Here is a 23767-nt window from a genome sequence, read left to right as displayed (position 1 = left end):
CCCCCGCTATCCGGTTACGAAGGACCCGACATGCTCCGATCGCACGACGACAAGGTCAAGGAACTCCTCGGCCGGATGACGACCGAGGAGAAGCTCGGCCAGGTCCAGCAGCTGACCTGGACCGGGGACACGGGGCCGGGCGGCGGCCAGACGAAGGAGATCGAGGCGCTGGCCCGGGCCGGGCGGCTCGGTTCGGTGCTGAACCTGCACGGCGCGAAGTGGACCAACGACCTCCAGCGCCTGGCCGTGGAGGAGTCCCGGCTCGGCATCCCGCTGCTCTTCGGCTTCGACGTCATCCACGGCTTCTGGACGACCTTCCCGATCCCGCTCGCGCAGGCGTCCGCCTTCGACCCGGCCGTGGCGGAGACCGATGCCCGGGTGTCCGCCGCCGAGACCCGCTCGCAGGGCGTGCGCTGGACGTTCTCGCCGATGATGGACGTGACGAACGAGCCGCGCTGGGGCCGGATCGCCGAATCGAGCGGCGAGGACCCGTATCTGAACGCCGTCCTGGCCGTGGCGAAGGTGCGCGGCTACCAGGGTCCCGCCGACGGCTCGGGGCTCCGGTCCGAGGAGCACGTCGCGGCCTGCGCCAAGCACTTCGTGGCCTACGGCGGCGCCGAGGGCGGCCGGGACTACAACACCGTGGACATCTCCGAGCAGCGGCTGCGCAACCACTACCTGCCGCCGTTCAAGGCCGCGCTGGACGCGGGCGCGGCGACGGTGATGGCCGCGTTCAACACCGTGGGCGGCGTTCCCGCGCACGCCAACAGCCACACCATGAACAGCATCCTCAAGGGTGAGTGGGACTTCGACGGCTTCGTGGTGAGCGACTACACGGGCGTCATGGAACTGGTCGCGCACGGTTACGCGGAGGACGCGGCCCACGCGGCCGAACTCGCCCTCATGCACGGCCTCGACATGGAGATGGTCTCCACGCACATCGCGGACCACGGCGCGGACCTGCTCGAAGCGGGCCGCATCGGCATGGAACGGCTGGACGACGCCGTCACCCGCATCCTGCGCCTGAAGTACGCCCTCGGCCTCTTCGAGGACCCGTACACCGACGAGGCGGCCGAGATCGCCGGTCCCACCGCCGAGGCGCGGGAGGCCGCGCGGGAGGCCGCGGCCCGGTCGATGGTGCTCCTGAAGAACGAGGGCGGTGTCCTGCCGCTGAAGCCCGGCGGCACGATCGCCGTCGTCGGCCCGCACGCCGACTCCACCGACCAGCACGGCACCTGGGCGGGCCCCGGCCGGCTGGTGTTCGACACGGTCAGCGTGCTCGACGCGGTACGCGCGGCCGCGCCGGACGCCGATGTCCGGCACTCCGGCGGCGATCCGGCGATGGCCGCGGCAGCCGCCTGGGCGGCCGACGTCACCGTCGTCGTGGTCGGCGAGGACTCCGCGATCAGCGGCGAGGCCGCGTCGCGCAGCGAGATCGACCTCCCCGCGGGCCAGCAGCAGCTGATCGAGGCCGTCGCCGCGACCGGCAAGCCCTTCGTCGTCGTCCTCGTCAACGGCCGCCCGCTCACCATCGGCGGCTGGGTGGACCGGGCGCCGGCCGTCCTGGAGGCGTGGCACGCGGGCATCGAGGCGGGGAACGCGGTCGCCGACCTCCTGTTCGGCACGGTCAACCCGGGCGGCAAGCTGCCGGTCTCCTTCCCCCGCACGGTCGGCCAGATCCCGGTCTACTACAACCGGGAGGCGACGGGCCGCCCCTACGACGAGGCGGAGAAGTACGTCTCCAAGTACCTGGACCTGCCGGACGGCCCGCAGTTCGTCTTCGGTCACGGCCTGAGCTACACCACCTTCACGACCGGAGAACCGGAGCTGAGCCGCACCGAGATCGCGGTGGACGCCCTGGAACGCGGCGAGACCGTCGAGGTCACGGTCCCCGTCGCCAACACCGGCGACCGCACCGGCGACGAGGTCGTCCAGCTCTACATCCACGACGTCGCGGCGTCCGTGGTCCAGCCGGTACGCAGGCTGCGCGCCTTCGAACGCGTCACCCTCGCCCCGGGCGAGGAACGCCACCTGCGCTTCACGCTGGGCGCGGAGGACCTCGGCTACTGGACCAACGACCCCTCGGGCACGTACCTCCTGGAACGCGGCCGCATCGACGTCTACACGGGCACGAGCTCGGCGGCGACGGCGCGGGGGAGCCTGCGGCTGGTGTGAGCCTCCCCGGACGGCGGCTGACGGCGGGTCCGGGCGGACGCTGCCCTCTGGTCCCGCGAGGTCGCCTCCCGCCAGTCGTCCATCCAGACGAAGGGCTACCTGGCCATAGTCCTCGGCCTGTTCGGCGTCACGTTCGCGGTCTGCGCGGCGATCCCGGCCGGAAGCAGGCGCGAGGCCCCGGCCCCGACGCCCGCCTGAGCCGAGGCTGCCGGAACGCAACCACGCGGGCCGGATCCGGTCTCCCGCCGATGCCGGCGTCAGCAGCCGTCGTGAGCGATGGGCGGCCCCGTGGGGCGGTCTGCGTCGCCGTGTGCGCGGACCGCGGCGAGGGGCTGTCCGGTCCAGCGCTGGACGGCACGACGAAGGGCGCTGGTGTCGGCGTAGCCGACGCGTTCGGCGATGGCGGGGAGGGACAGCTCGGTCGAGGTGAGCAGACGGAGCGTGTGCTCGCGGCGCAGCGCCTGGAGTTCTCGCGACCAGGTGGTCTGATGTTCATCGAGGCGGCGCTGGAGTGTGCGGGTGCTGAGCGACATGCGACGGGCTGTGGACGTGAGGGTGGGGATCCCGGAGTCCGGGGTAGCCCGGAGAGTCGCGCGGAACAGGTCGAGCCAGTCGCGCAGGGGGATCGCCTGATGGAGCAACTGCTCCGCGTGTCTTCGGAGAAGGGCGGACAAGCCGGGGGCGTGGGGTTGCGGCGTGGTGAGGTCAGCGGTCTTGAAGGTGATGGAGTTGACCGGGCCGGCGAAGTCGATGGCAGGGGTCCCGTACAACCGGACGAGACTTTTGTGGGTTCGGGGGGCGCGGGCCGCGAGGACGACCCTGACAGGCGTGATGGTGCGGCGCGTGCTCGCGCTGATCCGGGGGCGGAACAAGCTCAGGGAGTAGGCCCGGATGGCGGAGGCGATCTCGTCGGTGAGGTCGGCCGCGTTGATGTGGCTGAGCGTGATGTGCCGCTCGTCCTCCTCGATACGGAGGGCCTCCGTGCCGGCGTCGGCCACCGTGGCGACGAAGCGGGCGGCATCGCGCAGTCCTTCGAGGGGCGTCGGTGCCTGAGTGAGCAGGTAGTCCCAGAGACCCAGTGACCCCAGGGGGCTCTGGTGGGCCATGTGCAGTGAGACCTCGTGCCAGGGGGCCTGAAGGGTCATGAGTTCCCAGATGCGGACGTTGGTGGACGCCGGAGTGCGGTAGCGGTCGTCCGCCAGATGCCGGGGAGCCATGCCGACGAGATCGGCGTACGCGGCCGGGCTGACGCCGAGCCGTGTGGCGGCCGTGGCGTTCACGCGGGTGAAGGACGCCGCTGTCGTGCCGGCCAGTTGCGGAAGGTCCGTGGCCTCCGGGCATTCCGACTGGTGGTGCCGGGGACGACGCTGGCGCGTGAAGCCCTGTTGATGGCGCGCTGAGTCCTTTGCCGGCCGGACTGTTCGATCTAGCGTCATGTCCTGTCCCTCCGAGGATGGGTCGCGGGGCGCGAGTACCGCGCTCTCCTCGGCAGGTGGTGCTGCTCCGGCGCCCGGGTTCCGGCAGCAGTCGTCGCCATCCTGTCCGCACCCGGCGTGCGGAAGGGTAACGCGGATGCCGCTTCGTATCGCGGAGGGGGCGATACGAAGCGGCCCTGCGGGCCAGGTCACACACCCTTCAGGAGGCTTTGTCCATGCGGAAGACCTACGCACCGGTCGCGGTTGTCGTCGGACTGATCGCGCTGCTCGCCGGTGCGCCCGGCGCCGCGGCGTCAACCGTCGACCCGAACGTTCCGTCCGCGGTCGTGGCCGACCCCGCGTCTGCGACACCCGAATTCACGCAGCACAATCTGTCGGACGGTCCCGTGGAGAGTGATTCCGGAGACTCTCGCCCCTTCACGTACGGCAACATACTCAACGGCCTGTACGGGGTATGCCTGGACGACAGCAGCAACTATGGGCTTCGGGCACACACATGCAGCAACGAGAGCTACAACAACGGCTACCAGTCATGGCGGGCCGCGGTGGACGGCGTCAACATGCAGTTCAAAAACACGAAGACGCACCTCTGCCTCGACGGCAGCAGCCTGCACGGCGTACGCACGCACACATGCAGCGACGCGAGCTACGACAACGGCTACCAGAAGTGGCGGACGTACTGGGCTCCCGGCGGCCACTGGGTCAGCTGGCAGAACGTGGCCACGGGGAAGTGCCTGGACTACAGCTCCGGCCACGGCCTGCGCCTGCACGACTGCAGTTGGGCGGCCTGGGACAACGGCTACCAGGCGTGGAACAAGTGAACCAGACCAGTGAGTATCCCTGCGCAAGGGGTGTGCCCGGCCCCGGAGGGTGCGGGCGTCGAGACGCCGTACGGGCTTGTGCCGGGCGGCGGTCACCCCCGGTCCCACTTCCATGACGGGCCCCGCCATGCCGTGGGTTTTCGCGCCGATGACCCGGGTACGCGGTCGGTGACCGACGATTGCGGCACTCCGGAACCGGGGTGCCACCGAACGGAGGAATATCCATGCTGAAGGCCATCGCAGATGTGCTTCGTTCCATCGGTAGTGCCATCGCCACGGTTGTCACCCTGCCCTTCCGCGCTGTCGCGCGGCTGTTCAACGGCGCGTCGAGCACGGCCCACGGTCACCACTGAGAGGGCGAGGCGGAAGAGAGCCACGGTGCGCGCTCAGTTTTGAAGGGCCGAGCGCAGGGCTTCTCCGAACGCGGCGGGGTGGCTCGTCAGCCCCGTGTGGCCGCCGGGGAAGGTCCGGGGTCGCGTGCCCAGGAGCTCGGCGAGGGCGGCCGTCGCGCGGTGGGGGAGTTCGCCGTACGACTCCCGGCCGACGGCGAGTACGAGCCGGTCCGGCGCGTCGTTGAGCCGGCAGACGTCCGGGGCGTAGGACATGAAGGCCGGAACGATGCGCCCGATGAAATAGGGCAGGCCGGCCATCCCCCGGTCGGTCGGGGCCGGTGCGGGGGCCTGCGGATCGGCGGCGGCTCCGGGCCCGGCGGCCCGGTCCTTCGCCAGGCCCGCCGCGAACAAGGACATCGCCGGCCCGAGCCCCTGCGCCTGGAGTGTGTCCCGCACCCGGTCGAGGAGCGCCCTGTGCTGGACGGCGTCCGGCAGCACCTCCACCACCGGCGGCTCGTGCGCCACGACGCGCGTGAGGCGTCCGGGGTGCGCGGCGAGCAGATGCAGGGCGGCGATGGCGCCCGAGCTGGCGCCGAACACCCAAGCCGGTTCACCGGGTGAGAGCAGGTCCAGCAGCCGCAGCGCGTCGTCGGCATGCTCGGACACGCGCTGATCGGCGTCGGGATTGTCCAGCGGACTGCCCGATATTCCGCGTGGGTCGTAGGCGGCGACGGTGTACGCCGACGCCAGAGTGCCGGCGATGCCGTCGAAGGAGGCCGCGCCGCCCGTCCCGCCGGGAATCAGCAGGAGGAGCGGTCCGTCGCCGCGTACCTCGTAACGCAGGGTTGCCCCGTTCACCCGGAGACTGCCGATGGTCGGGTCGCTCATGGGGAGTCCTCCTCGAAGGGCAAGCGCGGGCCGCCGGAGAGTTGTCCTCCGTAGCGAAAGCGCGGGCATGCCCGATCCGAAACCTAGGACCCCTAGGTTTAGCCGAGGGGTCCTAGGAAAGCAATGGGGGCACGTCGGACTCAGTAGTCGCTGTTCATCGCGGCCCGCACTTCGCCGAGGGTGGCATCAGCCACGGTCCTCGCTCGCTCATTGCCCTCACGCAGTGCGCTTCGGAGGTACGCGCGGTCCTGGGCGTACTCGGCGCGACGGGCCCGGATCGGGGCCAGGTACTCGTTGACCGCCTCCGTCACCGTACGTTTGAGGGCGGCGGCACCCCCGGGGCCGATGTCCTCCGCCAGCTGACGGGGTGCCCGGCCCTGGCAGAGGGCGGCCAGGAGGAGGAGCGAGGACACTTCGGGACGGCCGGCCGGGTCATAGGTGATGTGGCGCTCGGAGTCGGTCTTCGCTCCCTTGATCAGCCGTGCTGTCTCATCGGCGTCGGCGGCCAGGGTGAGGGCGTTGCCGCGGCTCTTGCTCATCTTCGTGCCGTCCGTACCCAGGAGCAGCGGGGCGGGCGACAGCAGGGCGTCGGGCCGGGGGAAGACCGCGGCACCGGCGCCGTAGCGGTCGTTGAAGCGGCGGGCGATGGTGCGGGTGACTTCCAGGTGGGGGAGTTGGTCCTGGCCCACCGGGACCAGGTTGGCCTTGCAGAAGAGGATGTCGGCGGCTTGGTGGACGGGATAGGTGAACATCAGGCCGCTGACGGACGACTGCCGTGAGTGGGCGATCTCATCCTTGACCGTGGGATTGCGGTTCAGTTCGGCGACGGAGACGAGGCTCAGGAAGGGCAGCAGCAACTGGTTGAGAGCGGGGACCGCGCTGTGCGTGAAGATCGTGCTGCGGGTGGGGTCCACTCCGATGGCGAGGTAGTCCAGGACCAGTTCCTCGACGTGCCCGGTCAGGTTGTCCGCCACGTCGCGGTCGGTCAGGACCTGGTAGTCCGCGATGATGACGAACATCTCGACCCCGAGGTTCTGCAGGCGCACCCGGTTGTGCAGGGTGCCGAAGTAATGCCCCAGATGGAGACGCCCGGTAGGGCGGTCACCGGTCAGTACACGGAACCGCTTCGGATCGGCGAGGATCAGATCCTCCAGTTCCGCCCCGCGCGTCTGCGCGGCGGTCATCCCGAGTACGTCGGCGGACGGTTCGACGGCAGGGGCGTCGGTGTTCGGTCCTGCCGGCTGAGGAGTGGCGTCGATGGTGTTCACAGGGTCTCCTGGTGGTCGTATCGCCGTCCGGACGACACGCCCCCGGGCCAGGGGACACGAAAGGGCCGTCCATCCGAACGGCCCGGTCATGCGTGAGAGGTGGCCGCTCCTATGGGGAGCGCCACCAGCCGCGGCATGATGAGAGATGCATGGCGGCATCATAGACAGCCGACCGGGTGTGGAACACGACTTCGGCGCTGACGTGCGGGTGTACGTCGGAATGAGGGCCGCAATCGTCGCAAGCAGGTGATGCTGAAGGCGAGTTGGAGCGCGACGCGTCTGGCGGTCGAGGCCCGCATGGACCCGGTCGGCCGGGCTGGTGCGATCAAGCGGATCTCCGACCAGTTGCCGGAGACGGAGTCACGCGGGCGGCGATCCGGCCGGTCTGGTCCATCACTCCGATCCCGGAGTTCAATATCGAGCGATCCGCTCCACCGAGCGCCTCGAAGGGGCCGATGCGGTCGTCTCGGTCGGATCTCGGGGAGATTCGTACGACAACGCCCTCGCCGAGGCATTCAACAGCCTGTTCAAGGCCGAGCTGATCCGCAACCGCGGCCCCTGGAGGGGCAGCAACGACGTCGAGATCACGTGCCACCCGCCGAGTTCGAGGCCCACCACGCGACAACCAGTACCTCGCCGACCATCTGGCGCCGTCGCCCACCGCGCCGCCGGCGAATCCACCGTCCTCGCCGAACTCCGCGCCGGCGCCCGCCTCGGTGAGGTAGGGGAACGGCACGGCCTGCTGTGAAACAGGAGCACGGCGGATGAGGCCCGGCAGGTCGACGGTTTCGGCCCTGGGGGTTTTTGGGGGCCTCCAGCTCCTCGTCACGCACCGCCGTGAACAGCAGGGAACCCCCGGGCTCGGCGCCGGGCATCGCGATGCCGGGCAGGTGGCCGTTGGTGTCGCGCGATGAACGACCTCGGGAAAAGACGTCAAGCGTGCGGCGCGGCTGACGGCGATCGCCCTTGCGGCGGAGGTCGGCCACGCGTTGGCCATGGCATCCTCGGCTGCAGGAACGGGTCGTCCCTCGGCGGAGGCTCAGGCATCGTCTTCGCGCAGGTTCCAGAGGGAGAGCAGTTCCGGCCACTGCGGTGCGGGGCCGGTCAGCTGAGTCGCGGCTGGGGCGCGCAGGGCCGACAGGGTGAGGTCGAGGTAGCGGATCCGCAGTTGGTCCACGCGTTCCGGGGGGCCGGGGAGGCGGCTGCCCAGGATCTGCAGCAGCAGGACGAGGTCGGCGAGGGTGACATCGGGCCGCAGGACACCCTCCGCGACGGCCCGGCGGACGAGGGCGTCGAGGGCCTGTTCCAGGCGGGCGGACGCGGCATCGACCTCGGGGGACGGGGCGAAGCGGCCGCCGATGACGGGCAGCATGCTGACGTCTCCGCCCTGGGTCAGGGCCGCGCGCAGGGCCAGGGCCAGGGCCTCCCACGGGTCGGGGTTGTCCAGGGCCTCTTCGGCGAGGGTGGTCCACCGGTCCAGGCCGTCGACCTGGACGTGGCGGGCGAGGTCGTCCTTGGTGGGGTAGCGGCGGTAGAGGCTGCCCATGCCCACCCCGGCGCGCTTGGCGATGACCGACACCGGGGCGTCCCAGCCGAGTTCGGCGAAAACGGCACGGGCCGCGCGCAGCAGCCGGGTGTCATTCGCCTCGGCCTCCGCCTGACGGCCACGCGGGCGAGGGTTGTTCGTGCGGCGGCTGGGGGTGGGCATGGGACCTGACTCCGCTTCTCTGTATCGCGTACGGGGCGACCGGGCGCCGTCCGGAAAGCCGTCCCGCGAACGGATTCCGCCGCCTACTCGGCGGACGCGCCGACGGCGGCGACGGCCCGGGGAGCGGGGGCGGACCGCTGGTACGGGTGCACACGCAGCGCCACCGTGAGCACGATACCGGCTGCTCCCAGCGCCCCGGCCAGCCAGAACCCCTGCGTGAACGCGCTCTCCGTCGGCAGGCCCGTGCCCGGGGCCACCGCGGACTGGAGCAGCACGGTGGCGAGCTGGCTGCCGATCGCGCTGCCCACGGTACGGACAACAGTGTTGAGGCTGTTCCCGGCGGCGAGGTCCTCGCGGGGCACGATCTTCGCGATGAGCGAGGCCAGCGCCGCGAATCCGAAGCCCGAGCCCAGGCCGACCAGGACGAAGACCAGGCCGATCGACAGCACACTGCCGTGCCAGAGCGCCTGGAGCGCACCACCGGCGGTCATGAGCACCATGGCGGCGATCATCGGAGCGCGGGCCCCGAGGCGGTGCCCGAGTATCGGGCCGAGGCGCCCCGCGACCATGGTGCCCAAGGCGCCCGGCAGCAGGAGCAGACCGGCCTCGATCACGGTCAGGCCGTGTCCGTAGGGAGCGGCGGAAGTGTGCGGGGTCTGCAGCAGCTGCGGAAGCAGTACGTAGAAGAGGAACGGGATCGCGCCGACGAACAGCGTCGCCACGGTCGTCACGAGCATCGGGGCGTGCATCAGGAGCCGGACGTCCACCAGCGGGGCGGGATGGCGCGACTCGACCGCGCCCAGTGCGGCGAAGAGCGCGAGGGCGACTACGAACAGTCCGATGACACGGGCGGATCCCCAGCCCCACGCGCTGCCCTGGGTCACGGCGAGCAGGAGCGAGGACAGCCCGACGGCCAGCAGTACGGCCCCGGGGATGTCGAGCCGGCCGGTTGTCGCCCTCTTATCGGCGTGGCGCGGCGATTCCGGCACCCAGGCGAGCACGAGCAGGATCGAGAACGCGATCAGCACGATCTCGACGCCGAACATCCACCGCCAGGACGCGGCGTCCACCAGCAGCCCGCCGACGACCAGGCCGAGCCCGGCGCCACCGCCGAGCATGGCCGAGGTGAGGCCGAAGGCGCCGGCGGTCCGGTCCGCCGGCATCGCCTCGCGGATGATGGAGAGAGCGAGGGGCAGCGTAGCCATGCTGACGCCCTCCAGGGCGCGCATGACGATGAGGAAGGGCACTCCGGGGGCGAAGGCGGCGCCGGCGGTGGACAGCAGGAAGACGCCGAGCGAGACCAGGAGCATCCGCCGGTGTCCGTACCGGTCGCCGAGTGAACCGACGACCGGCGTGAGCACGGCGGAGCCGAGCATGAACGCCGTGATGAGCCATCCCGCGGTGGCGGTGTCGGTGTGCAGCTCGTGGGTCAGCACCGGCAGTGCGGGGACGATCATGGTCTGCATCAGCGCGTACGAACCGACGGAGACGAGCAGGGCTGCCAGCAGGGCGCCGGGTCCCGCCGCTCTTTGGCGTCCGGCCGCCTGCGGCACGGCATGAGACATGGGGGTACCTCTCCCAGAGTGTGGATCGGGTGGTCGCCGCAAACATATCGGAGCGGAGCGCTCCGTTCAAAATGGTTGTGGTGCCGAGCATGCGGAGAACCGCGGCGGGGGAGACCCACAGCGACGACCACCCGCCGTGCCGTGCGTCAGCCTCGCCCCGGCGAGTGGGCCGGATGATGACCGCTGCCACCGGTGTGTGCGGCGAGAAGGTGAGCTGTGAGGACGACTCCCGCCCGGCCTTGGTCAAGCGCGTCGTCAACCAGCACGGCGGGACCGCGGAACTCGGCGACTGGACCCTGACCGCGCACGGTTCCGAGGACCTCTCCGGTCCGAGCGGCAGCAACGAGGTCACCGACGTAACGGTCCCCTCCGGCACCTGCACCCTCGGTGAGTCCGGCGGGCCCGAAGGCTACCGGCCGTCCGACTGGGCGTGCACCGAATCCGCGGGCGAGGACCTGCCGGTCGTCGACGACCAGGTGACGATCACCGCCGGAGGCAAGGTGACCTGCACTCTCACCGACAGGGAACGCGGAGCCTCCCCGTCGCCCTTACCTACGTGGCCCGGCCCGCACCCCACTCAGCACCCTGGAGGCGGGCCCGGTGGCGGAGGCGGGGGCTCGGCCACACAGGTGCGGACGGCAACGGCCCGCTCATGCTGACCGCACTGGGTAGCGTGCTCGTAGGCTCTGTCCTGCTGTTGGGCCTCGCACGCCGACGCGGCTGGGGCGATGACCCGGCGGAAACGGAGCCGTCGGGCGCACACTCGTCGTCGAGGGAGCCCAGGCGTTGAGCTGGCCGGTGCAGGGCGAGGCCGGGCCTGGGGCGGGTGGTTGACTCGATCACCGGGCCGTCGGCCGTCGTGGTGTCGTCGGTCAGGCGACGGCCGTATGTCGCCGGGACGGTCCCAGCCCTTCGGGCACTCGGAAGTTCGGGGTCTTGGCCCGGCGCACGGCCGCCGCATGTTCGGGTCCGGGAGTGTCCGGGCCGGCTCCTCGCAGGAAGAGGCCGACGATGTCCTGGGCAGGCGTTCGGCGGCCTGCTCTCGTACTCCCAGGCAGTCGCCGTCGCCGCTCAGCTCGACCGCAACCGGATCCGGGAGCATCCCCCGGTTTCCCGGCGTCCGTCGCGGCGGCGGTAGTCGAAGGTGGTGCGGCGCAGGACGTGCCAGCCCCGGGAGGTCAGCTCGACGCCGCGGACCCGGAAGGCGGGGTTGCGGTCGAGATCGCGTCCGGTCCGGTCGAGTCCGGTACGGCCGCGGTGGTCCTGGGTGTCCACGCCGGGGCGGAGTTTCACGCTGCCCCCTGCCGGTCGAGGGCCGGGATCTCTGCGATGTCGTAGTAGACGGGCAGGCCGCGGCGGAGTGCGAGGGCGACGTCCTGGTCGGCGCCGGCGGAGTCCCCGGGCAGACGCAACACGGCATCGCAGCGGGCCAGCAGGCGCTCGGCGGTCGGGTACAGCACCTGGTCGGCGAGGGGGTCGGTGGGGCCCGCGCCGGCCGATGCCAGGACCGGGAGGGCGATCCACTCCCCGATACCGGGAGGTGACCGGCGGCGAACACGGGCCACGCCGCCCCTTCGAGGCGTGCGCGGTTGGCGAACAGGAGAGAATGAGGATGCTGCCTGCTGAACGACGTGATCACCTGCTGGACCTGCTGGCCCGGCGGGGCAAGATCGTCGCCAAGGAGGTCGCCGCAGAGTTGCGGATCTCCGAGGACTCCGTGCGGCGTGACCTGCGCGACCTGGCGAGTGAGGGGCTGTGTCAGCGGGTCTACGGCGGGGCGCTTCCCGTCTCGCCGGCTGTTGCCGACTACGGCGCCCGGCAGGATGTGGCCCCGGATGGCAAACGGAAGGTCGCCTCGGTGGCTGCCGGGCTGGTGCGGCCCGGCGGCGTGGTGATCCTCGACGGCGGCACCACCGCCTTGGCCGTCGCCCACACGCTCCCGCGGGACCTGGCCTGCACCGTGATCACCCACAGTCCGACGATCGCTGTCGCTCTGCTCGATCACCCGCAGGCCGAGGTCTTCATGCTGGGAGGCCGCCTCTTCAAGCATTCGGCGGTCGCCTGCGGCGCGACCGCGGTGGAGGCCGCGCAGAACGTGTTCGCCGACCTTTTCCTCCTCGGCGTCACCGGCGTACACCCCGAGGCGGGACTCACCACCGGCGACGCCGAGGACGCGGCGATGAAGCGTGCTCTCGCGGCACGGGCGGCGGACACCTACGTCCTCGCCTCCTCCGAGAAGATCGGCACCGCGTCCCGGTTCCGTGTCCTGCCCTGGGAAGAGATCAGCGGACTCATCACGGACAGGGCCCCGCACGACCCGGTGATCGAGCAGCTCACGGAGAGCGGGGTCGAGGTGCTGTCGGCCGGCTGACGGCGGTGGGGTTCCGACTGCGGACTGGCCGGTCGACCGGCCAACGGTCAACGCCGCGCGGGGAGGGCAACCGCGCCCATGGCGAGAGCTGCGATCAGTCCACCACGGCAGACTGGAAGATCGTGAGGCACGCCTCCGGTCCGAGAGCTCGACCCGCCGTCCACAGCGGACGGCGAACCGAATGGCGAACGGCTCTCAGCCTGCTTCGGCGGCAGGGGCTCCTGTTCGGTGAGGTGAAGGACGGGGTCTCGGGGGTCCGGTGCGGCACCAGGGACCGGCCACAGACGGGGGACGAGGGTGCGGGCGGCGGAGGGGAACGCCGCGATGCGGACGGCCGACAGCGGTCATCGACGGACTCGTCATCGTCGCCGGACTCCTCCTCCACAGGCGCCCCCACGCCTCCTACGGCCTGCTCCCGCGCCCCTGCCTCCCGGCTGCGAACAACGCACCCTCTTCGACGAACCCGTCCACCTCGTCATGCACCCGGCAGACGCCGCCCGCCACCACCTCTCCCCGGGCGCCCCTGCGGACCTGCGCGACTTCGCCGTACTGTCCGCCCTGGCCTGCCGCGGCGCGGGCGTGGCCCTCATCCCACGCATGGCCGCGCGAACCCGCCGGTCGGATCGGATCCGTCGCGTGACGGTGCCGGGTAGCGATCTCGTGAAAGCCGCCCCCGACAAGGAGAGCGTTCCCTACCCTGTTCCCCGCCACACCACGGTGTTCCGCGGCGAGGGAACGGAGTTGGGGGAGCGATGGCAGCGGAGACACGGCCGGGCACGGTGATCGGCGGACGCTACACCTTGACCCGCCCGCTCGGTGCCGGCGGCTTCGGCCAGGTCTGGCTGGCGCACGATCCGGTGCTAGGGGTGGACGTCGCGGTCAAACAGGTGCGCCTCGACGGAGCGTTGCCCGACGAGGCGCGCACGGAGCTGCTGGCCCGCGCGGCCCGCGAGGCCCGGCACGCCGCCCGGCTGCGCGATCACCCGCACATCGTCACCGTGTACGACGTCGTCGAGGTCGACGAAGGCCCGTGGCGCGTCCCCTGGATCGTCATGCAGTGGGTCGATGGGCACTCCCTCGCCGAAGAGTTGAAGCGCGAAGGCCCGCTGGCCCCGGAGCGGGCGACCCAGGTCGCCGAGGCGCTGCTCGGCGCGCTGGATGCCGCGCACCGGGCCGGCGTCGTGCACCGCGACGTCAAGCCGGCCAATGTGCTTCTCGCCGCGGACGGTTCGGTCCTGCTCGCCGACTTCGGTATCGCTGTCGCGCAGGCCGAATCCCGGCTCACCCGCACATCCCTCGTCGTCGGCTCGCCCGGGTATATGGCACCGGAACGCTGGCAGGGAGCAGCGGGCGACGGTCGCGCCGACCTCTTCTCGCTGGGTGTGATGCTGTACGAGGCGCTAGGTGTTCTGTCCACGGAGGTTGGTGACAGGGTTCACGGTGGAGTGATCTTGAACGAGTGAGGGCCTTCCGGGTTCGGTGTGGATTGCGACGTCTACACCGACCAGAAAGGCCCTCGTGCCCCACCGTAATGCACCCCTGACTGAGACCGGACGGCTGCGTCTGGCCCGCTGCGTCGTGGACGACGGCTGGCCGCTTCGGCGGGCCGCCGAGCGCTTCCAAGTCTCGCCCACCACGGCTCAGCGGTGGGCCGGCCGCTACCGTGAACTCGGCGAGGCCGGCATGACCGACCGCTCCTCCCAGCCCCGTCGCAGCCCGCACCGCACGCCGCCCCGCACCGAGCGGCGGATCATCAAGGTGCGCGTCCTGCGGCGATGGGGACCCGCCCGCATCGCCTACCTCCTGGGCCTGAACCCGGCCACCGTCCACCGCGTGCTGACCCGCTACGGCCTGGCCCGGCTCACGCATCTGGACCGGGCCACCGGCCGGGCGATCCGCCGCTACGAACGCGACCGCCCCGGCGAGCTGGTGCACGTCGACATCAAGAAGCTCGGCAACATCCCCGACGGCGGCGGCCACAAGACCCTGGGGCGCCGGGCCGGCCGCAAGACCCGCTCCGGCGCCGGCTACGGCTACCTCCACAACGCCGTCGACGACCACTCCCGTCTCGCCTACAGCGAGATCCTCACCGACGAGAAGAAGGAGACCGCCGTCGGTTTCTGGCAGCGGGCCCACGCCTACTTCACCCAGGCCGGGATCAGCGTCGAGCGCGTGCTCACCGACAACGGCTCCTGCTACAAGAGCCACCTGTGGCGCAACACCCTGGCCGGACAAGGGATCTCACACAAGCGCACCCGCCCCTACCGGCCCCAGACCAACGGCAAGGTCGAACGCTTCAACCGCACTCTGCTGGACGAATGGGCCTACGCCCAGCCCTACCGGACCGAGACCGAACGACGCGACGCCTACCCGCGATGGCTGCACACCTACAATCACCACCGCGGACACACCGCGCTCAACGGCCAACCACCCGCCAGCCGCGTCCCCAACCTCACAGGTCAGTACAGCTAGGGCGTGTCCGCAATGTCGTTGGGGAGCCAGAGTCGTAGGCAGGCGATGGTGACGAGGGCTTGGTAGTGGCGGGCTCGTTTGTCGTAGCGGGTGGCGAGGGCTTTGTTCTGCTTGAGTTTGTTGAAGCAGCGTTCGACGACGTTGCGGCGTCTGTAAGCGGTGCGGTCGAGGCGGCAGAGTGTTTCGCCGCGTCGTCGGCGCCCTTTGATCTGGTCGATGCGTTCGGGGATGGTGCAGGCGATGCCCCGTTTTCGCAGGTAGGCGCGGATCTTGCGGGACGAGTAGCCCTTGTCGCCGGCGACCCGGTCGGGGCGGGTGCGGGGCCGGCCGGGGCCGTCCCGCTTGACGGCGATGCGGGCCATGACCGGCTCGAACTGCGTGCAGTCATTCACGTTCCCGCCCGTGATAGTGAAGGCGAGCGGCCGGCCCTGCCCGTCGCAGGCGAGGTGGATCTTCGTGCTCAGCCCGCCGCGGGACCGGCCGAGTGCCTCACCCTTCCAGGGCCCCCTTTTCGGGCCCCGGCCGCGTGCTGGTGGGCCCGCACGACTGTCGAGTCGACACACACGATCGACCAGTCGACCTCCCCGACCGCATCGGAGTGCTGCTGGACGTGGGCCAGGAGCCGGTCCCACGTCCCGTCCGCCGACCAGCGGCGGAACCGTTCGTAGACCGTCTTCCACGGCCCGTACCGTTCCGGCAGGTCCCGCCAGGCGGCACCCGTGGACAGCTTCCACAGGATCCCGTTGAGGACCTGACGCCGGTCCCGCACCGGCCGCCCCATCCGAGGCGGCGCCAGCAACGGCCCGATCAGACCCCACGCTTGATCAGTCACTTCATGACGACGCACCACGAACAGACCAACGATCCAACGACATTGCGGACACGCCCTAGATGTACTGCCCCGTGAGGTTGGGGACGCGGCTGGCTGGTGGTTGGCCTTTGAGTGCGGTGTGTCCGCGGTGGTGATTGTAGGTGTGTAGCCATTGCGGGTAGGCGTCGCGGCGTTCGGTCTCGGTTCGGTAGGGCCTTGCGTAGGCCCACTCCTCCAGCAGGGTCCGGTTGAAACGCTCTACTTTCCCGTTCGTCTGCGGCCGGTAGGGGCGGGTGCGCTTGTGTGAAATGCCTTGCGCTGCAAGGTAGTTCCGCCAGAGGTATGACTTGTAGCAGGAGCCGTTGTCCGTCAGGACCCGCTGGACGGTGACTCCGGCGGCGGAGAAGTAGGCGTGGGCCCGTTGCCAGAATCCGACAGCGGTTTCCTTCTTCTCGTCGCCGAGGATCTCGCTGTAGGCGAGGCGGGAGTGGTCGTCGACGGCGTTGTGGAGGAAGCTCGTCCCGGCGTTGGCCCGGTTCTTGCGGCCTGCCTGCCGGCCGAGGACCTTGTGGCCGCCGCCGTCGGGGATGTTGCCGAGCTTCTTGATGTCGACGTGGACGAGGTCACCGGGGGCGGCGTGTTCGTAGCGGCGGATCACCCGGCCGGTGGCCCGGTCCAGGTGGGTGAGCCGGGCCAGGTGGTAGCGGGTCAGGACGCGGTGGACGGTCGCCGGGTTCAGGCCGAGCAGGTAGGCGATGCGGGCGGGGCCCCACCGGCGCAGGACACGGACCTGGATGATCCGCCGCTCGGTTCGGGTCGGTGTCCGGCGCGGGCTGTGGTGCGGTCGGGAGGACCGGTCGGTCATCCCGGCCTCGCCGAACTCGCGGTAACGGGCGGCCCACCTCTGAGCGGTGGTGGGCGAGACCTGGAAGCGTTCGGCGGCCCGGCGCAGGGGCCATCCGTCGTCCACGACGCAGCGGGCCAGGCGCAGACGTCCGGTCTCGGTCAGGGGTGCATTACGGTGGGGCATGAGGGCCTTCTGGTCGTTCGATGTTGATGTCGCAATCCACACCGAACCCGGAAGGCCCTCACTCGTTCAAGATCACCCCACCGTGAAACCTGTCACCAACCTCCGTGGACAGAACACCTAGAGGGAGTCCTGCCGTTCCGCCCGGAGAACCCCACTGCCGCGCTGACGGAGGAGCCGAGGCCGATGGAGCGGGCCGGAGCGCTGGCCCCGCTGCTTTTCGCCCTCCTGGAGAAGGACCCGGCCCGGCGCCCTACCGTCGACGTGGCGCGGGAGCTGCTGATCCCGCCGCCCCGCCCTCCCGAGCAGCGGACGAAACCCTGGGACCAGGCCCGGCGCGAGGAGTCCGTGACGGTAGCGAACAAACAGAGCGAGATCGCGTGGGCGTACTCGAAGACGGCGGGGAAGATCGGAGGGTATACGGGCCTAGGGATCGGCGGGATTCTCGCCGCCCTCACCTTCCCCGACCCGGTCCTGAGCCTGGGGTCGCTGGAGCTCGTCGGGGACGACCGCCTGCAGAACGTTCCGCTGGGGGCCGCAGTGCTCGGCAGCTTGCTCGGCTTCGTCTGCTGGCTGGGGGGCCTGATCGCCGGAGCCCGCGCCAAGTCGGACATCATCACCCTCGACGCGCACGGCCTCACCGTCAGCAGCCGGCGGTGGAACCAGCTGCACCGCCTCACGGAGGGCGGCACCCCCGAACCGCCCGGACCGGAGACCTTCACCCTCCGGTGGGGCGCACTGGAGCGCATCGCCGTCGAGTACCCGAGGGCGAAGGAACCCGCTGCCATCGCCGTGTGGTTCCGGCCGGCCGCCAAGCCCTCCAAAGCCTGGCGCAACAAGCACGATGTTGAAAAGAGACAAGGCGGTGGTGTCTGGGTCTACCGGAATCACTCCACCCGCCCCCACCCGCGCACGGTCAACCCCGAGCGGCTTCGCAACGCCCTGAAGCACTACGCGGGCGCGTTGTACGAAGACCCGCACGATGTCCCTGACCCCTGACGCGGCCAGGGCCGCACTGCCCGGCCGCCGTCGCTCCTGGTTCAAAGTCACAGAAAAGCCCAGGGACTCCGTCACACCCCGCCTTGCCTCGCATTTATGCAGGTCAAAAGGGGTGTGACGGTGCCATTCTTGGGGCTCTCAGATGTCCCGGAACTCATGGACAAAGCTTCTGGCCTGCTTAATTGACACCTCTCGAAGATCATCTTGCACGGGTGTTGCACAAGCCGAAGGGAGCAGGAGTCACGCGGCCCTGGTGTAGGCGCTCCGGACCGCGGTGCGGACCTTGGAACCGGCTCCCACGACCCGGTGCACGCATTTACGCAGGGTAAACGCGGGATCGGCGTGGCCGAGGCGGTCCGCGAGCGTGTACACGTCTACCCCGCCGTTGATCATCATCGACGCGTACAGGTGTCGGAGCGCGTGCATCATCACGTCGCGGGACTTCTCCCAGCGTCGTCCCTTCGCGTCGGATTCAAGGGGCTTGATGAGGTCGGCCGACGCTAGGGCGGGCTTCCAGCGGTAGGAGTTGAACCAATTCGACTGAATGGCGGTCTTCTCCCGGGTGTAAAAGATCAGCCGCACCGTGACCGGGTCGCCGCCTATGCTGCCCCACGGTCGGGTCACCTCGACCGGCGGGTACTTCTGCATGTGCTCGCGCAGGGGGATGGCCACGTCGTCGGTCAGCTCGACCCACCGGTACTTCGGATCCTCGTCGCTTCCACCCTTGGGGAGGGCGTATGCCAGGAACGAGCCGTCGTGGACTACTTGCCGTTGCACGTGCACCATCGGGCCGTCCGGGTGCGCCCCGTCGATGTCATCCGAACAGGCCATCCGTGACCACGCCTCGCTCCGGCGTCGCAGCACCTCGCAAACACCGGAGCGGGCCGTTCGGGGACCCGGGCTGCCGGCGGGTCAGCGCACGGTGAGCAAGACAGCACGCCCATGCTTGTTCATGTAACTGAAGAGCTGGGCGACGTGGCTGGGGTGGAGCTTGATGCAGCCGTAGGACTTGTAGTCCTGCACGCCCTCCCAGCGCTGCGGGCTGTCGGCACCGTTGCGCGGACCCTGCTTCCTGTTCTTCGTCATCTCACTGTGGATGAACAGTCCGGTGCGCTCGACCTTGCCGGTGCGGCACTTCGTGTCCGGCAGGCCGATGGCGTAGCCCTTGATCGTGCTGTTCCGACCGGTCTCGAAGGAGGTCGGCTTGTACGTGCCGTTGGGAAGCCACCCGGCTTTGCTCGTGCAGTCATTCCGGTAGCTCTTGCCCTTATTCGTGTTGTAGTTGGCGGCCGTTCCCAGCCCGGAACCGGCCCGGTACGTGGCGATGCGGTCCCTTCCGTTCCAGAGCTGCAAAGTTGAGTTGGACGGGTCCTTTGCGTTCTTCACGAATACGAGGGCCACGCGGGATGCCGCAGCAGCGGAGTGCTGAGCCGACGGGGCACCAGTGGCCGGCGCGGCCATCGTGGTGACCACTCCAGTGGCGAGTACGGCCGTGGCCGCCGTTGCCGCGATAACGCTCTTGAGATTGTTCATGATGTCGACTCTCCCTATTACTTTCGACCCTCGTTGGGGACAGCGGCCGGACGCTCCGTGCCGCCGGAACCGACTGTGCCGTAGCCGGATCGGGAGAACACCAGTGCAAGAGAATCGGGGATTTGCAGCGCAACTTGCACCTCCGTAACCTGCTGTTTCTTCGTTGCACTGCAACGAAGAGTCCGTCGGAAGGGAGCCGATGACCGAGGAACCAGGGGATGAGTTCGCGGACCTCGCGCGCGGCCTCGTGCAGGCACTGGATGCATGGGCAGTGTGTGTGGGAGAGCCGATCTCCAAGGACAGGCCGGCACGGAAAGTATTGGTCAGGGCGCTGGAGCAGGAGCGGGCTACACCAGAGTGGACATCGCGTGCGCCGATCGACGGGCCAATACTGTCGTATTGGCTCCGTGGCCGCAGGCAACTCCTTCCCGGCACCAAGCACAACCGGTTGCCCAGCATGGAGGACAGCGCGGCTATCGCACGAGCGCTGGAGCTGTATTCACCCGGCAATGCGAAGCGGTTACCAATGATCGGCCGGGAAATCGCCGATCTGGCACACGGGCTTCAGGAGACAGTTGGACGCGGGTGGCGCCGCCGGATTGGGGAGAGTAGATGTCTGCATTCCCCCGGGCAGATCAGCTCTGGGGAACCCATCGGGATTTCCGCAGCCGTCGCATCGAGCGAAGCCGTTGAACCAAGCCCCACGGAACCTGTCGAACTCCGGGCGAACGTGGAATCGACGGCAGTTACCGAGCCGGAACTCGCCGAGCTGCTGCCGGTCGAACCCGTCACCATTGCAGTCTCGCCCCGGGCACCCAGCGCAGCAGTTGCGACTGAAGCGGAAACCGGCGCGATCGTGGCGGCGGGAATCACCGACCGGACATCGTGCCTGGCGAGGAAGAGGTGGATCGGGGCAGGAGCGCTCACCGCCGCGGCAGCCGTGTCGATGGGCCTGTGGGCGTGGCCGGGCGACGAAACGCCGGCCACGGCTGGCAGGGGCCCGGACAGGTCGGCGTCACCGAGCGCGCATGCCATGGACGCCGACGGTCCCAACGCTGATACCTCCGCCGTGTCAGGCAGCCTGAACGGGAAACACCGGTGCGGAAAGCCGCGGAGCGCGGGGACAGTGGTGTGGAAGCCATGCCTGATCGTCTCCGACGAGGCGACGATGGCTTTCCTCGTTCAGTTCACCAACACCTCGGGCAAGCCGATGACAGTGAAAGCGAAACTCGCCTACGTCCAAGCCGCCGTGGAGCAGACCTGCCCCGCTCCCTGGGGAACCTCGGCGACCATCACCATCCCAGCCAGGGCCACTCGAATCAGCCCGCTTGACACCTGCACCGCTGCACTGACGCCCATTCAGGCATTCCAGACCAGAGCCTGGGTGGCACCGCACGACGCGACACAGTGGGCATACCGGGAGCATTCACCAACCCTGCATGTGCAAGAAGCCGGCAATCCAGTGTGGGCCGACCAATCCTAGAAGCATCCCGACCGAGGCGGCCAGGACGAGGCCGATGACGGCCGGACACGCGAGGCGATGGACGGGGGCGATGGACGACGTCCGGCGCTCCGTGGCGTGCTTCGCTTTGCCGAGTACGGTAAAGGCGCCCTTGCCTGTTTGGCGCGGGCGTCCATCCGGTTAGTAATGGGCGAGTTGATTTGAGAGGTCGAGGGTGGCGGTGGGCCGAAGGCGGCGCGAAATGTCGCCGAAAGTCCGGTGTACTGACGCTGCGTCGGCTCCATAGGGTTGTGACCCGGACAGGACTGAGGGAGGGCAAGGATGGACGCGGAGATCACCTTTTTGGCGGGTACTGCCGGTACGACGATCGCGACGCTGCTGGCGACCGACACGTGGAACGGTGTGCGGAACGGCGTGGTCAGTCTGTGGCGACGTGTCCGGCCGGACTACGAGGAGCAAGTCGGCGCCCAGCTCGACACCTCGCGCCGGGACCTCCTGGGCGCGCAGAGCAGTGGTGACGAGGAGGCCGAGCGGGAGATCGCGGCGGAGTGGCAGGGCCGCATTCGCCGCCTCTTGGTCGCGCACCCCGAGCTGGTGGCGGAACTGCGCTCCCTGCTGACCGAACTCGACCCCGGCGCACCCTCCATCCCGGCCGTCACCCAACGTGCGACCGCTTTCGGCAGTTCGCGTGTCTACCAGGCCGGCCGCGACCTGAACGTTGACCAGCGGTGACCGGCCGCAACGACGGCCGGGCCACTGAACAGGGACGCGTCTACCAGGCTTCCGGTGACCAGCACATCACCGAACACCACCATCACAGTGCCGCCTGGGCCGGCCCGGACTCGGTAAGGCATCCGCCCATCGGCCGAGCACCGGCGATCCTGAGGGATCGCGGCGAACTCGTCGGACGCCTGAAGGAGGCCGTGACCGAGGACGCCGGGAGCACCGTGTTCGTCCTGCACGGCCTGGGAGGATGCGGGAAGACTGCCGTTGCGTGCGCACTCTTCGAACACGCCACCCGCGAACGCGGACGCCTGGGCCTGTGGGTCAATGCCTCCGATCAGGCATCCCTACGGGCCGGGATGCTTGCTGTGGCCGCCGACCGCGGCGCCGGCGACGGTGAGCTGATGGCCGCGCGCAACGGCTTACGCGCGGCTGCGGACTTGGTCTGGGACCATCTCGACCGGTCCGACGCACCATGGCTGCTGGTGCTGGACAACGCCGATGACCCAGCGGTGCTACGGGACGGCGGATGGCTGCGCACCAGCCCGCGCGGAACCGTCCTCGTGACGACACGGCAGGCTGCCGGACACTGGTGGCCCGCCGCTGAGCTGCTGTACGTGGGTGTCCTGCCGCGTGAGGAGGCGGCTCAGGTCCTGCGTGATCTCGCCCCGGGAACGGGTTCCGCCGAGGACGCGGCCGCCATCGCGGACAGCCTCGGCCGACTCCCGCTCGCCCTGACTCTGGCCGGCGGGTTCCTGGCCCACCAGGTGATCGACCCCTGGACGATGGTGGAGTACGGGCGTCGTCTGCAGGAGCGTCCGGATCCCATCGAGCTGATCGACCAGGGAGCCGTCGAGGCGGGCAACGACTCGCGGCACCTGGTCAGCGGAACGTGGCAACTCTCGCTGAACTCCCTGACGGGGCAGAACCTGCCCGAGGCCGTCACCCTGTTGCGCCTTCTGGCCTGCTGGTCGAACGACCCGCTGCCCCTGTCGCTGCTGGCCAACGCCCGGCTCGACCTGCCCCTGCCCGCAGACCGGGTGGAACTGGCACTTCGGGGACTGCTCGACCACTCGCTCACCGAACTCGTCCCCGGCGACATCCGCTGCCTGCGCACGCATGGAGTGCTGCTCGACAGCGTCGCCCGCATCACCCCGGTCGATGAACGCGACCAACTCGCCGCCGCGGCAGCCGGACTCCTTCTCCACTCCCTACCTGCATCCCCGGAACGCGGCTTGCGGGACAGCCTCCTCACCCCCCTCGCTCCCCATGTCCTGGCGCTGCTTCGCCGCGTCATCACCTGGCCCGAGACCACGATCGGCACCGCCGAGTCCGCAGCCACCTGCGTCCTGCGCCTGGTGACGGCCCAGCATCGCTCCGGCGATTACGCATCTGCGCTGGCCATGGCCGAACAAGCGACGGCTCTCGTACGACGACGACTGGGAAACGATCACGTCCTGGTGCTGCGCCTGCGGCAGCGGATCGGGAAGGCGACCGATCGTCTGGGGCGCCTTGAGGAGGCAGCGGATCTCCACCGCGGGCTGCTCGACGACCTCGAACGGGTCTGCGGTCCCGAGGCGCTCGACACCCTGACCACCTGCCTCCATCTGTCCCGCCCGCTGGTCTGGCTCGGTCAAGTGACGGAAGCCGTGCAGTTGATGCACCGGGCGGTTGCCGGGCGAGCCGAACTGCTGGGCCCATGGCACCCGCTGACACTGGAGGCGAGGGCATGTCTGCTCGAACTGCCTCCCGGCCCGGAATTGGACCGAGAGGCACTGGCAGGAACGGACCTGGTCGCCGACTGTCGCCGTGAGCTGGGCCCGGACCACCCGATCACATTGTCGGCCGACCTCAACTGCGCAGGTGCGCTGCTCAACACCGGAAAGCACGCCGACGCATTGCCGTCGGCCCGCCGTGCGCTGGCGGCGCACGAACGCCGGTTCGGAACTCGTTACCCCATCACGCTGGCGGCACGAAGCCTGCTCAGCAACGTGCTGCACGCGGTCGGCGAGGACCTGGAAGCCATCGAACAGGCGGAAATCGTGCGGAAATGGCGCGAGCGGGTACTCGGTCCGGAGCACCCGTGGACGAGGGCAATCCGGGACAAGCTCGCGCGGTACCGACGTTCCCTGGCAGAGACAACGTCACCAGACCCGAACTGACTCGCGGTGGTCCG

General features: G+C 69.7%; 19 protein-coding genes and 4 pseudogenes. 12 read left to right on the top strand and 11 right to left on the bottom strand.

The genetic code is table 11. From position 1 onward, the window contains the following. The first annotated feature begins 30 nt into the window (after positions 1 to 30). Positions 31 to 2175 (top strand): glycoside hydrolase family 3 N-terminal domain-containing protein, encoded by a 2145-nt coding sequence (locus OG867_RS05085; protein WP_328902982.1) that lies wholly within the window; start codon positions 31 to 33, stop codon positions 2173 to 2175. A gap of 257 nt (positions 2176 to 2432) precedes the next feature. On the opposite strand, the gene OG867_RS05080 is transcribed toward OG867_RS05085, so the two are convergent. Continuing rightward, complete coding sequence (locus tag OG867_RS05080) at positions 2433 to 3455, bottom strand: AraC family transcriptional regulator ligand-binding domain-containing protein (protein ID WP_406283135.1); 1023 nt, start codon at positions 3453 to 3455, stop codon at positions 2433 to 2435. Between the two features lie 371 nt (positions 3456 to 3826). Here OG867_RS05080 and OG867_RS05075 point away from each other — a divergent pair, with 371 nt between their 5' ends. Then, positions 3827 to 4432, top strand: coding sequence for an RICIN domain-containing protein (locus OG867_RS05075; RefSeq protein WP_406283133.1), 606 nt, complete (start codon positions 3827 to 3829; stop codon positions 4430 to 4432). Between the two features lie 224 nt (positions 4433 to 4656). Next, positions 4657 to 4785, top strand: coding sequence for an LPFR motif small protein (locus OG867_RS05070; RefSeq protein WP_328902986.1), 129 nt, complete (start codon positions 4657 to 4659; stop codon positions 4783 to 4785). 33 nt (positions 4786 to 4818) lie between these two features. On the opposite strand, the gene OG867_RS05065 is transcribed toward OG867_RS05070, so the two are convergent. Together OG867_RS05065 and trpS are read right to left on the bottom strand one after the other, a co-directional pair. Continuing rightward, positions 4819 to 5652 (bottom strand): alpha/beta fold hydrolase, encoded by an 834-nt coding sequence (locus OG867_RS05065; RefSeq protein ID WP_406283130.1) that lies wholly within the window; start codon positions 5650 to 5652, stop codon positions 4819 to 4821. 140 nt (positions 5653 to 5792) lie between these two features. Beyond that, a complete protein-coding gene (gene trpS, locus OG867_RS05060; protein WP_406290769.1) occupies positions 5793 to 6836 on the bottom strand; it encodes a tryptophan--tRNA ligase in 1044 nt (347 codons plus the stop codon). A gap of 469 nt (positions 6837 to 7305) precedes the next feature. On the opposite strand from trpS, the pseudogene OG867_RS05055 reads away from it, so the two are divergent. Beyond that, positions 7306 to 7506: pseudogene (locus tag OG867_RS05055) on the top strand (IS3 family transposase); the annotation flags it as partial. Positions 7507 to 7959: 453 nt separating this feature from the next. Here OG867_RS05055 and OG867_RS05050 read toward each other — a convergent pair. Next, the gene (locus OG867_RS05050) at positions 7960 to 8628 is read right to left on the bottom strand and encodes a helix-turn-helix domain-containing protein (protein ID WP_328902988.1); all 669 of its coding nucleotides are present in this window, start codon (positions 8626 to 8628) and stop codon (positions 7960 to 7962) included. 83 nt (positions 8629 to 8711) lie between these two features. Then, a complete protein-coding gene (locus tag OG867_RS05045; protein ID WP_406283128.1) occupies positions 8712 to 10193 on the bottom strand; it encodes an MFS transporter in 1482 nt (493 codons plus the stop codon). Between the two features lie 173 nt (positions 10194 to 10366). Here OG867_RS05045 and OG867_RS05040 point away from each other — a divergent pair, with 173 nt between their 5' ends. Then, entirely contained in the window at positions 10367 to 10852 is a 486-nt protein-coding gene (locus OG867_RS05040) for a hypothetical protein (RefSeq protein WP_406283126.1), read from the top strand. Between the two features lie 448 nt (positions 10853 to 11300). Here the strand turns inward: OG867_RS05040 and OG867_RS05035 are convergent. After that, positions 11301 to 11486 (bottom strand): annotated as a pseudogene (locus OG867_RS05035) (GDP-mannose pyrophosphatase); the annotation flags it as partial. Continuing rightward, positions 11483 to 11787, bottom strand: a pseudogene (locus tag OG867_RS05030) (DUF4406 domain-containing protein); the annotation flags it as partial. The pseudogenes OG867_RS05035 and OG867_RS05030, both read right to left, overlap by 4 nt. Before the next feature lie 18 nt (positions 11788 to 11805). On the opposite strand from OG867_RS05030, the gene OG867_RS05025 reads away from it, so the two are divergent. The 3 genes from OG867_RS05025 (at position 11806) to OG867_RS05015 (ending at position 15036) form a co-directional block, all read left to right on the top strand. Next, on the top strand, positions 11806 to 12564 hold the full coding sequence (locus tag OG867_RS05025; RefSeq protein ID WP_406283124.1) for a DeoR/GlpR family DNA-binding transcription regulator: 759 nt from the start codon (positions 11806 to 11808) through the stop codon (positions 12562 to 12564). A gap of 752 nt (positions 12565 to 13316) precedes the next feature. Beyond that, on the top strand, positions 13317 to 14027 hold the full coding sequence (locus OG867_RS05020) for a serine/threonine-protein kinase (protein WP_406283122.1): 711 nt from the start codon (positions 13317 to 13319) through the stop codon (positions 14025 to 14027). 55 nt (positions 14028 to 14082) lie between these two features. Then, positions 14083 to 15036, top strand: a complete 954-nt coding sequence (locus OG867_RS05015; protein WP_406283120.1) for an IS481 family transposase — start codon at positions 14083 to 14085, stop codon at positions 15034 to 15036. Here the strand turns inward: OG867_RS05015 and OG867_RS05010 are convergent. Together OG867_RS05010 and OG867_RS05005 are read right to left on the bottom strand one after the other, a co-directional pair. Beyond that, positions 15033 to 15817, bottom strand: a pseudogene (locus tag OG867_RS05010) (IS5 family transposase). The gene OG867_RS05015 and the pseudogene OG867_RS05010 sit on opposite strands and share 4 nt — an antisense overlap. A gap of 106 nt (positions 15818 to 15923) precedes the next feature. Beyond that, a complete protein-coding gene (locus OG867_RS05005; RefSeq protein ID WP_406283118.1) occupies positions 15924 to 16877 on the bottom strand; it encodes an IS481 family transposase in 954 nt (317 codons plus the stop codon). 183 nt (positions 16878 to 17060) lie between these two features. On the opposite strand from OG867_RS05005, the gene OG867_RS05000 reads away from it, so the two are divergent. After that, complete coding sequence (locus OG867_RS05000) at positions 17061 to 17873, top strand: hypothetical protein (protein WP_406283116.1); 813 nt, start codon at positions 17061 to 17063, stop codon at positions 17871 to 17873. A 240-nt stretch (positions 17874 to 18113) separates the two neighbouring features. Here OG867_RS05000 and OG867_RS04995 read toward each other — a convergent pair whose 3' ends face one another. After that, entirely contained in the window at positions 18114 to 18704 is a 591-nt protein-coding gene (locus OG867_RS04995) for a hypothetical protein (protein WP_406283114.1), read from the bottom strand. Positions 18705 to 18785: 81 nt separating this feature from the next. Beyond that, on the bottom strand, positions 18786 to 19406 hold the full coding sequence (locus OG867_RS04990; protein WP_406283112.1) for a L,D-transpeptidase family protein: 621 nt from the start codon (positions 19404 to 19406) through the stop codon (positions 18786 to 18788). A 199-nt stretch (positions 19407 to 19605) separates the two neighbouring features. Between OG867_RS04990 and OG867_RS04985 the strand changes: the two genes are divergently transcribed. The 3 genes from OG867_RS04985 (at position 19606) to OG867_RS04975 (ending at position 23753) form a co-directional block, all read left to right on the top strand. Then, positions 19606 to 20889 (top strand): hypothetical protein, encoded by a 1284-nt coding sequence (locus tag OG867_RS04985; RefSeq protein ID WP_406283110.1) that lies wholly within the window; start codon positions 19606 to 19608, stop codon positions 20887 to 20889. Positions 20890 to 21189: 300 nt separating this feature from the next. Further along, positions 21190 to 21600 (top strand): hypothetical protein, encoded by a 411-nt coding sequence (locus tag OG867_RS04980; RefSeq protein ID WP_406283108.1) that lies wholly within the window; start codon positions 21190 to 21192, stop codon positions 21598 to 21600. Further along, positions 21597 to 23753, top strand: coding sequence for a tetratricopeptide repeat protein (locus OG867_RS04975; protein WP_406283106.1), 2157 nt, complete (start codon positions 21597 to 21599; stop codon positions 23751 to 23753). Before OG867_RS04980 ends, OG867_RS04975 begins: the two co-directional genes overlap by 4 nt. Positions 23754 to 23767 lie beyond the last annotated feature (14 nt).

The organism is Streptomyces sp. NBC_00209 (assembly GCF_045206345.1).
Classification (GTDB): Bacteria; Actinomycetota; Actinomycetes; order Streptomycetales; family Streptomycetaceae; genus Streptomyces.
Note: the sequence above shows the minus strand (reverse complement) of the source record. Positions and strands in the feature narration are given on the sequence as shown.

Excerpts from the sequence above, each read along its gene's own strand:
- OG867_RS05025 (WP_406283124.1), top strand. The coding sequence starts at position 11,806 with ATGCTGCCTGCTGAACGACGTGATCACCTGCTGGACCTGCTGGCCCGG.
- OG867_RS05005 (WP_406283118.1), bottom strand. The coding sequence starts at position 16,877 with ATGCCCCACCGTAATGCACCCCTGACCGAGACCGGACGTCTGCGCCTG.
- OG867_RS05045 (WP_406283128.1), bottom strand. The coding sequence starts at position 10,193 with ATGTCTCATGCCGTGCCGCAGGCGGCCGGACGCCAAAGAGCGGCGGGA.
- OG867_RS05020 (WP_406283122.1), top strand. The coding sequence starts at position 13,317 with ATGGCAGCGGAGACACGGCCGGGCACGGTGATCGGCGGACGCTACACC.
- OG867_RS05085 (WP_328902982.1), top strand. The coding sequence starts at position 31 with ATGCTCCGATCGCACGACGACAAGGTCAAGGAACTCCTCGGCCGGATG.
- OG867_RS05040 (WP_406283126.1), top strand. The coding sequence starts at position 10,367 with ATGATGACCGCTGCCACCGGTGTGTGCGGCGAGAAGGTGAGCTGTGAG.
- OG867_RS04995 (WP_406283114.1), bottom strand. The coding sequence starts at position 18,704 with ATGGCCTGTTCGGATGACATCGACGGGGCGCACCCGGACGGCCCGATG.
- OG867_RS05065 (WP_406283130.1), bottom strand. The coding sequence starts at position 5,652 with ATGAGCGACCCGACCATCGGCAGTCTCCGGGTGAACGGGGCAACCCTG.
- OG867_RS04990 (WP_406283112.1), bottom strand. The coding sequence starts at position 19,406 with ATGAACAATCTCAAGAGCGTTATCGCGGCAACGGCGGCCACGGCCGTA.
- OG867_RS05075 (WP_406283133.1), top strand. The coding sequence starts at position 3,827 with ATGCGGAAGACCTACGCACCGGTCGCGGTTGTCGTCGGACTGATCGCG.
- trpS (WP_406290769.1), bottom strand. The coding sequence starts at position 6,836 with ATGACCGCCGCGCAGACGCGCGGGGCGGAACTGGAGGATCTGATCCTC.
- OG867_RS05000 (WP_406283116.1), top strand. The coding sequence starts at position 17,061 with ATGGAGCGGGCCGGAGCGCTGGCCCCGCTGCTTTTCGCCCTCCTGGAG.
- OG867_RS05050 (WP_328902988.1), bottom strand. The coding sequence starts at position 8,628 with ATGCCCACCCCCAGCCGCCGCACGAACAACCCTCGCCCGCGTGGCCGT.
- OG867_RS04980 (WP_406283108.1), top strand. The coding sequence starts at position 21,190 with ATGGACGCGGAGATCACCTTTTTGGCGGGTACTGCCGGTACGACGATC.
- OG867_RS04985 (WP_406283110.1), top strand. The coding sequence starts at position 19,606 with ATGACCGAGGAACCAGGGGATGAGTTCGCGGACCTCGCGCGCGGCCTC.
- OG867_RS05070 (WP_328902986.1), top strand. The coding sequence starts at position 4,657 with ATGCTGAAGGCCATCGCAGATGTGCTTCGTTCCATCGGTAGTGCCATC.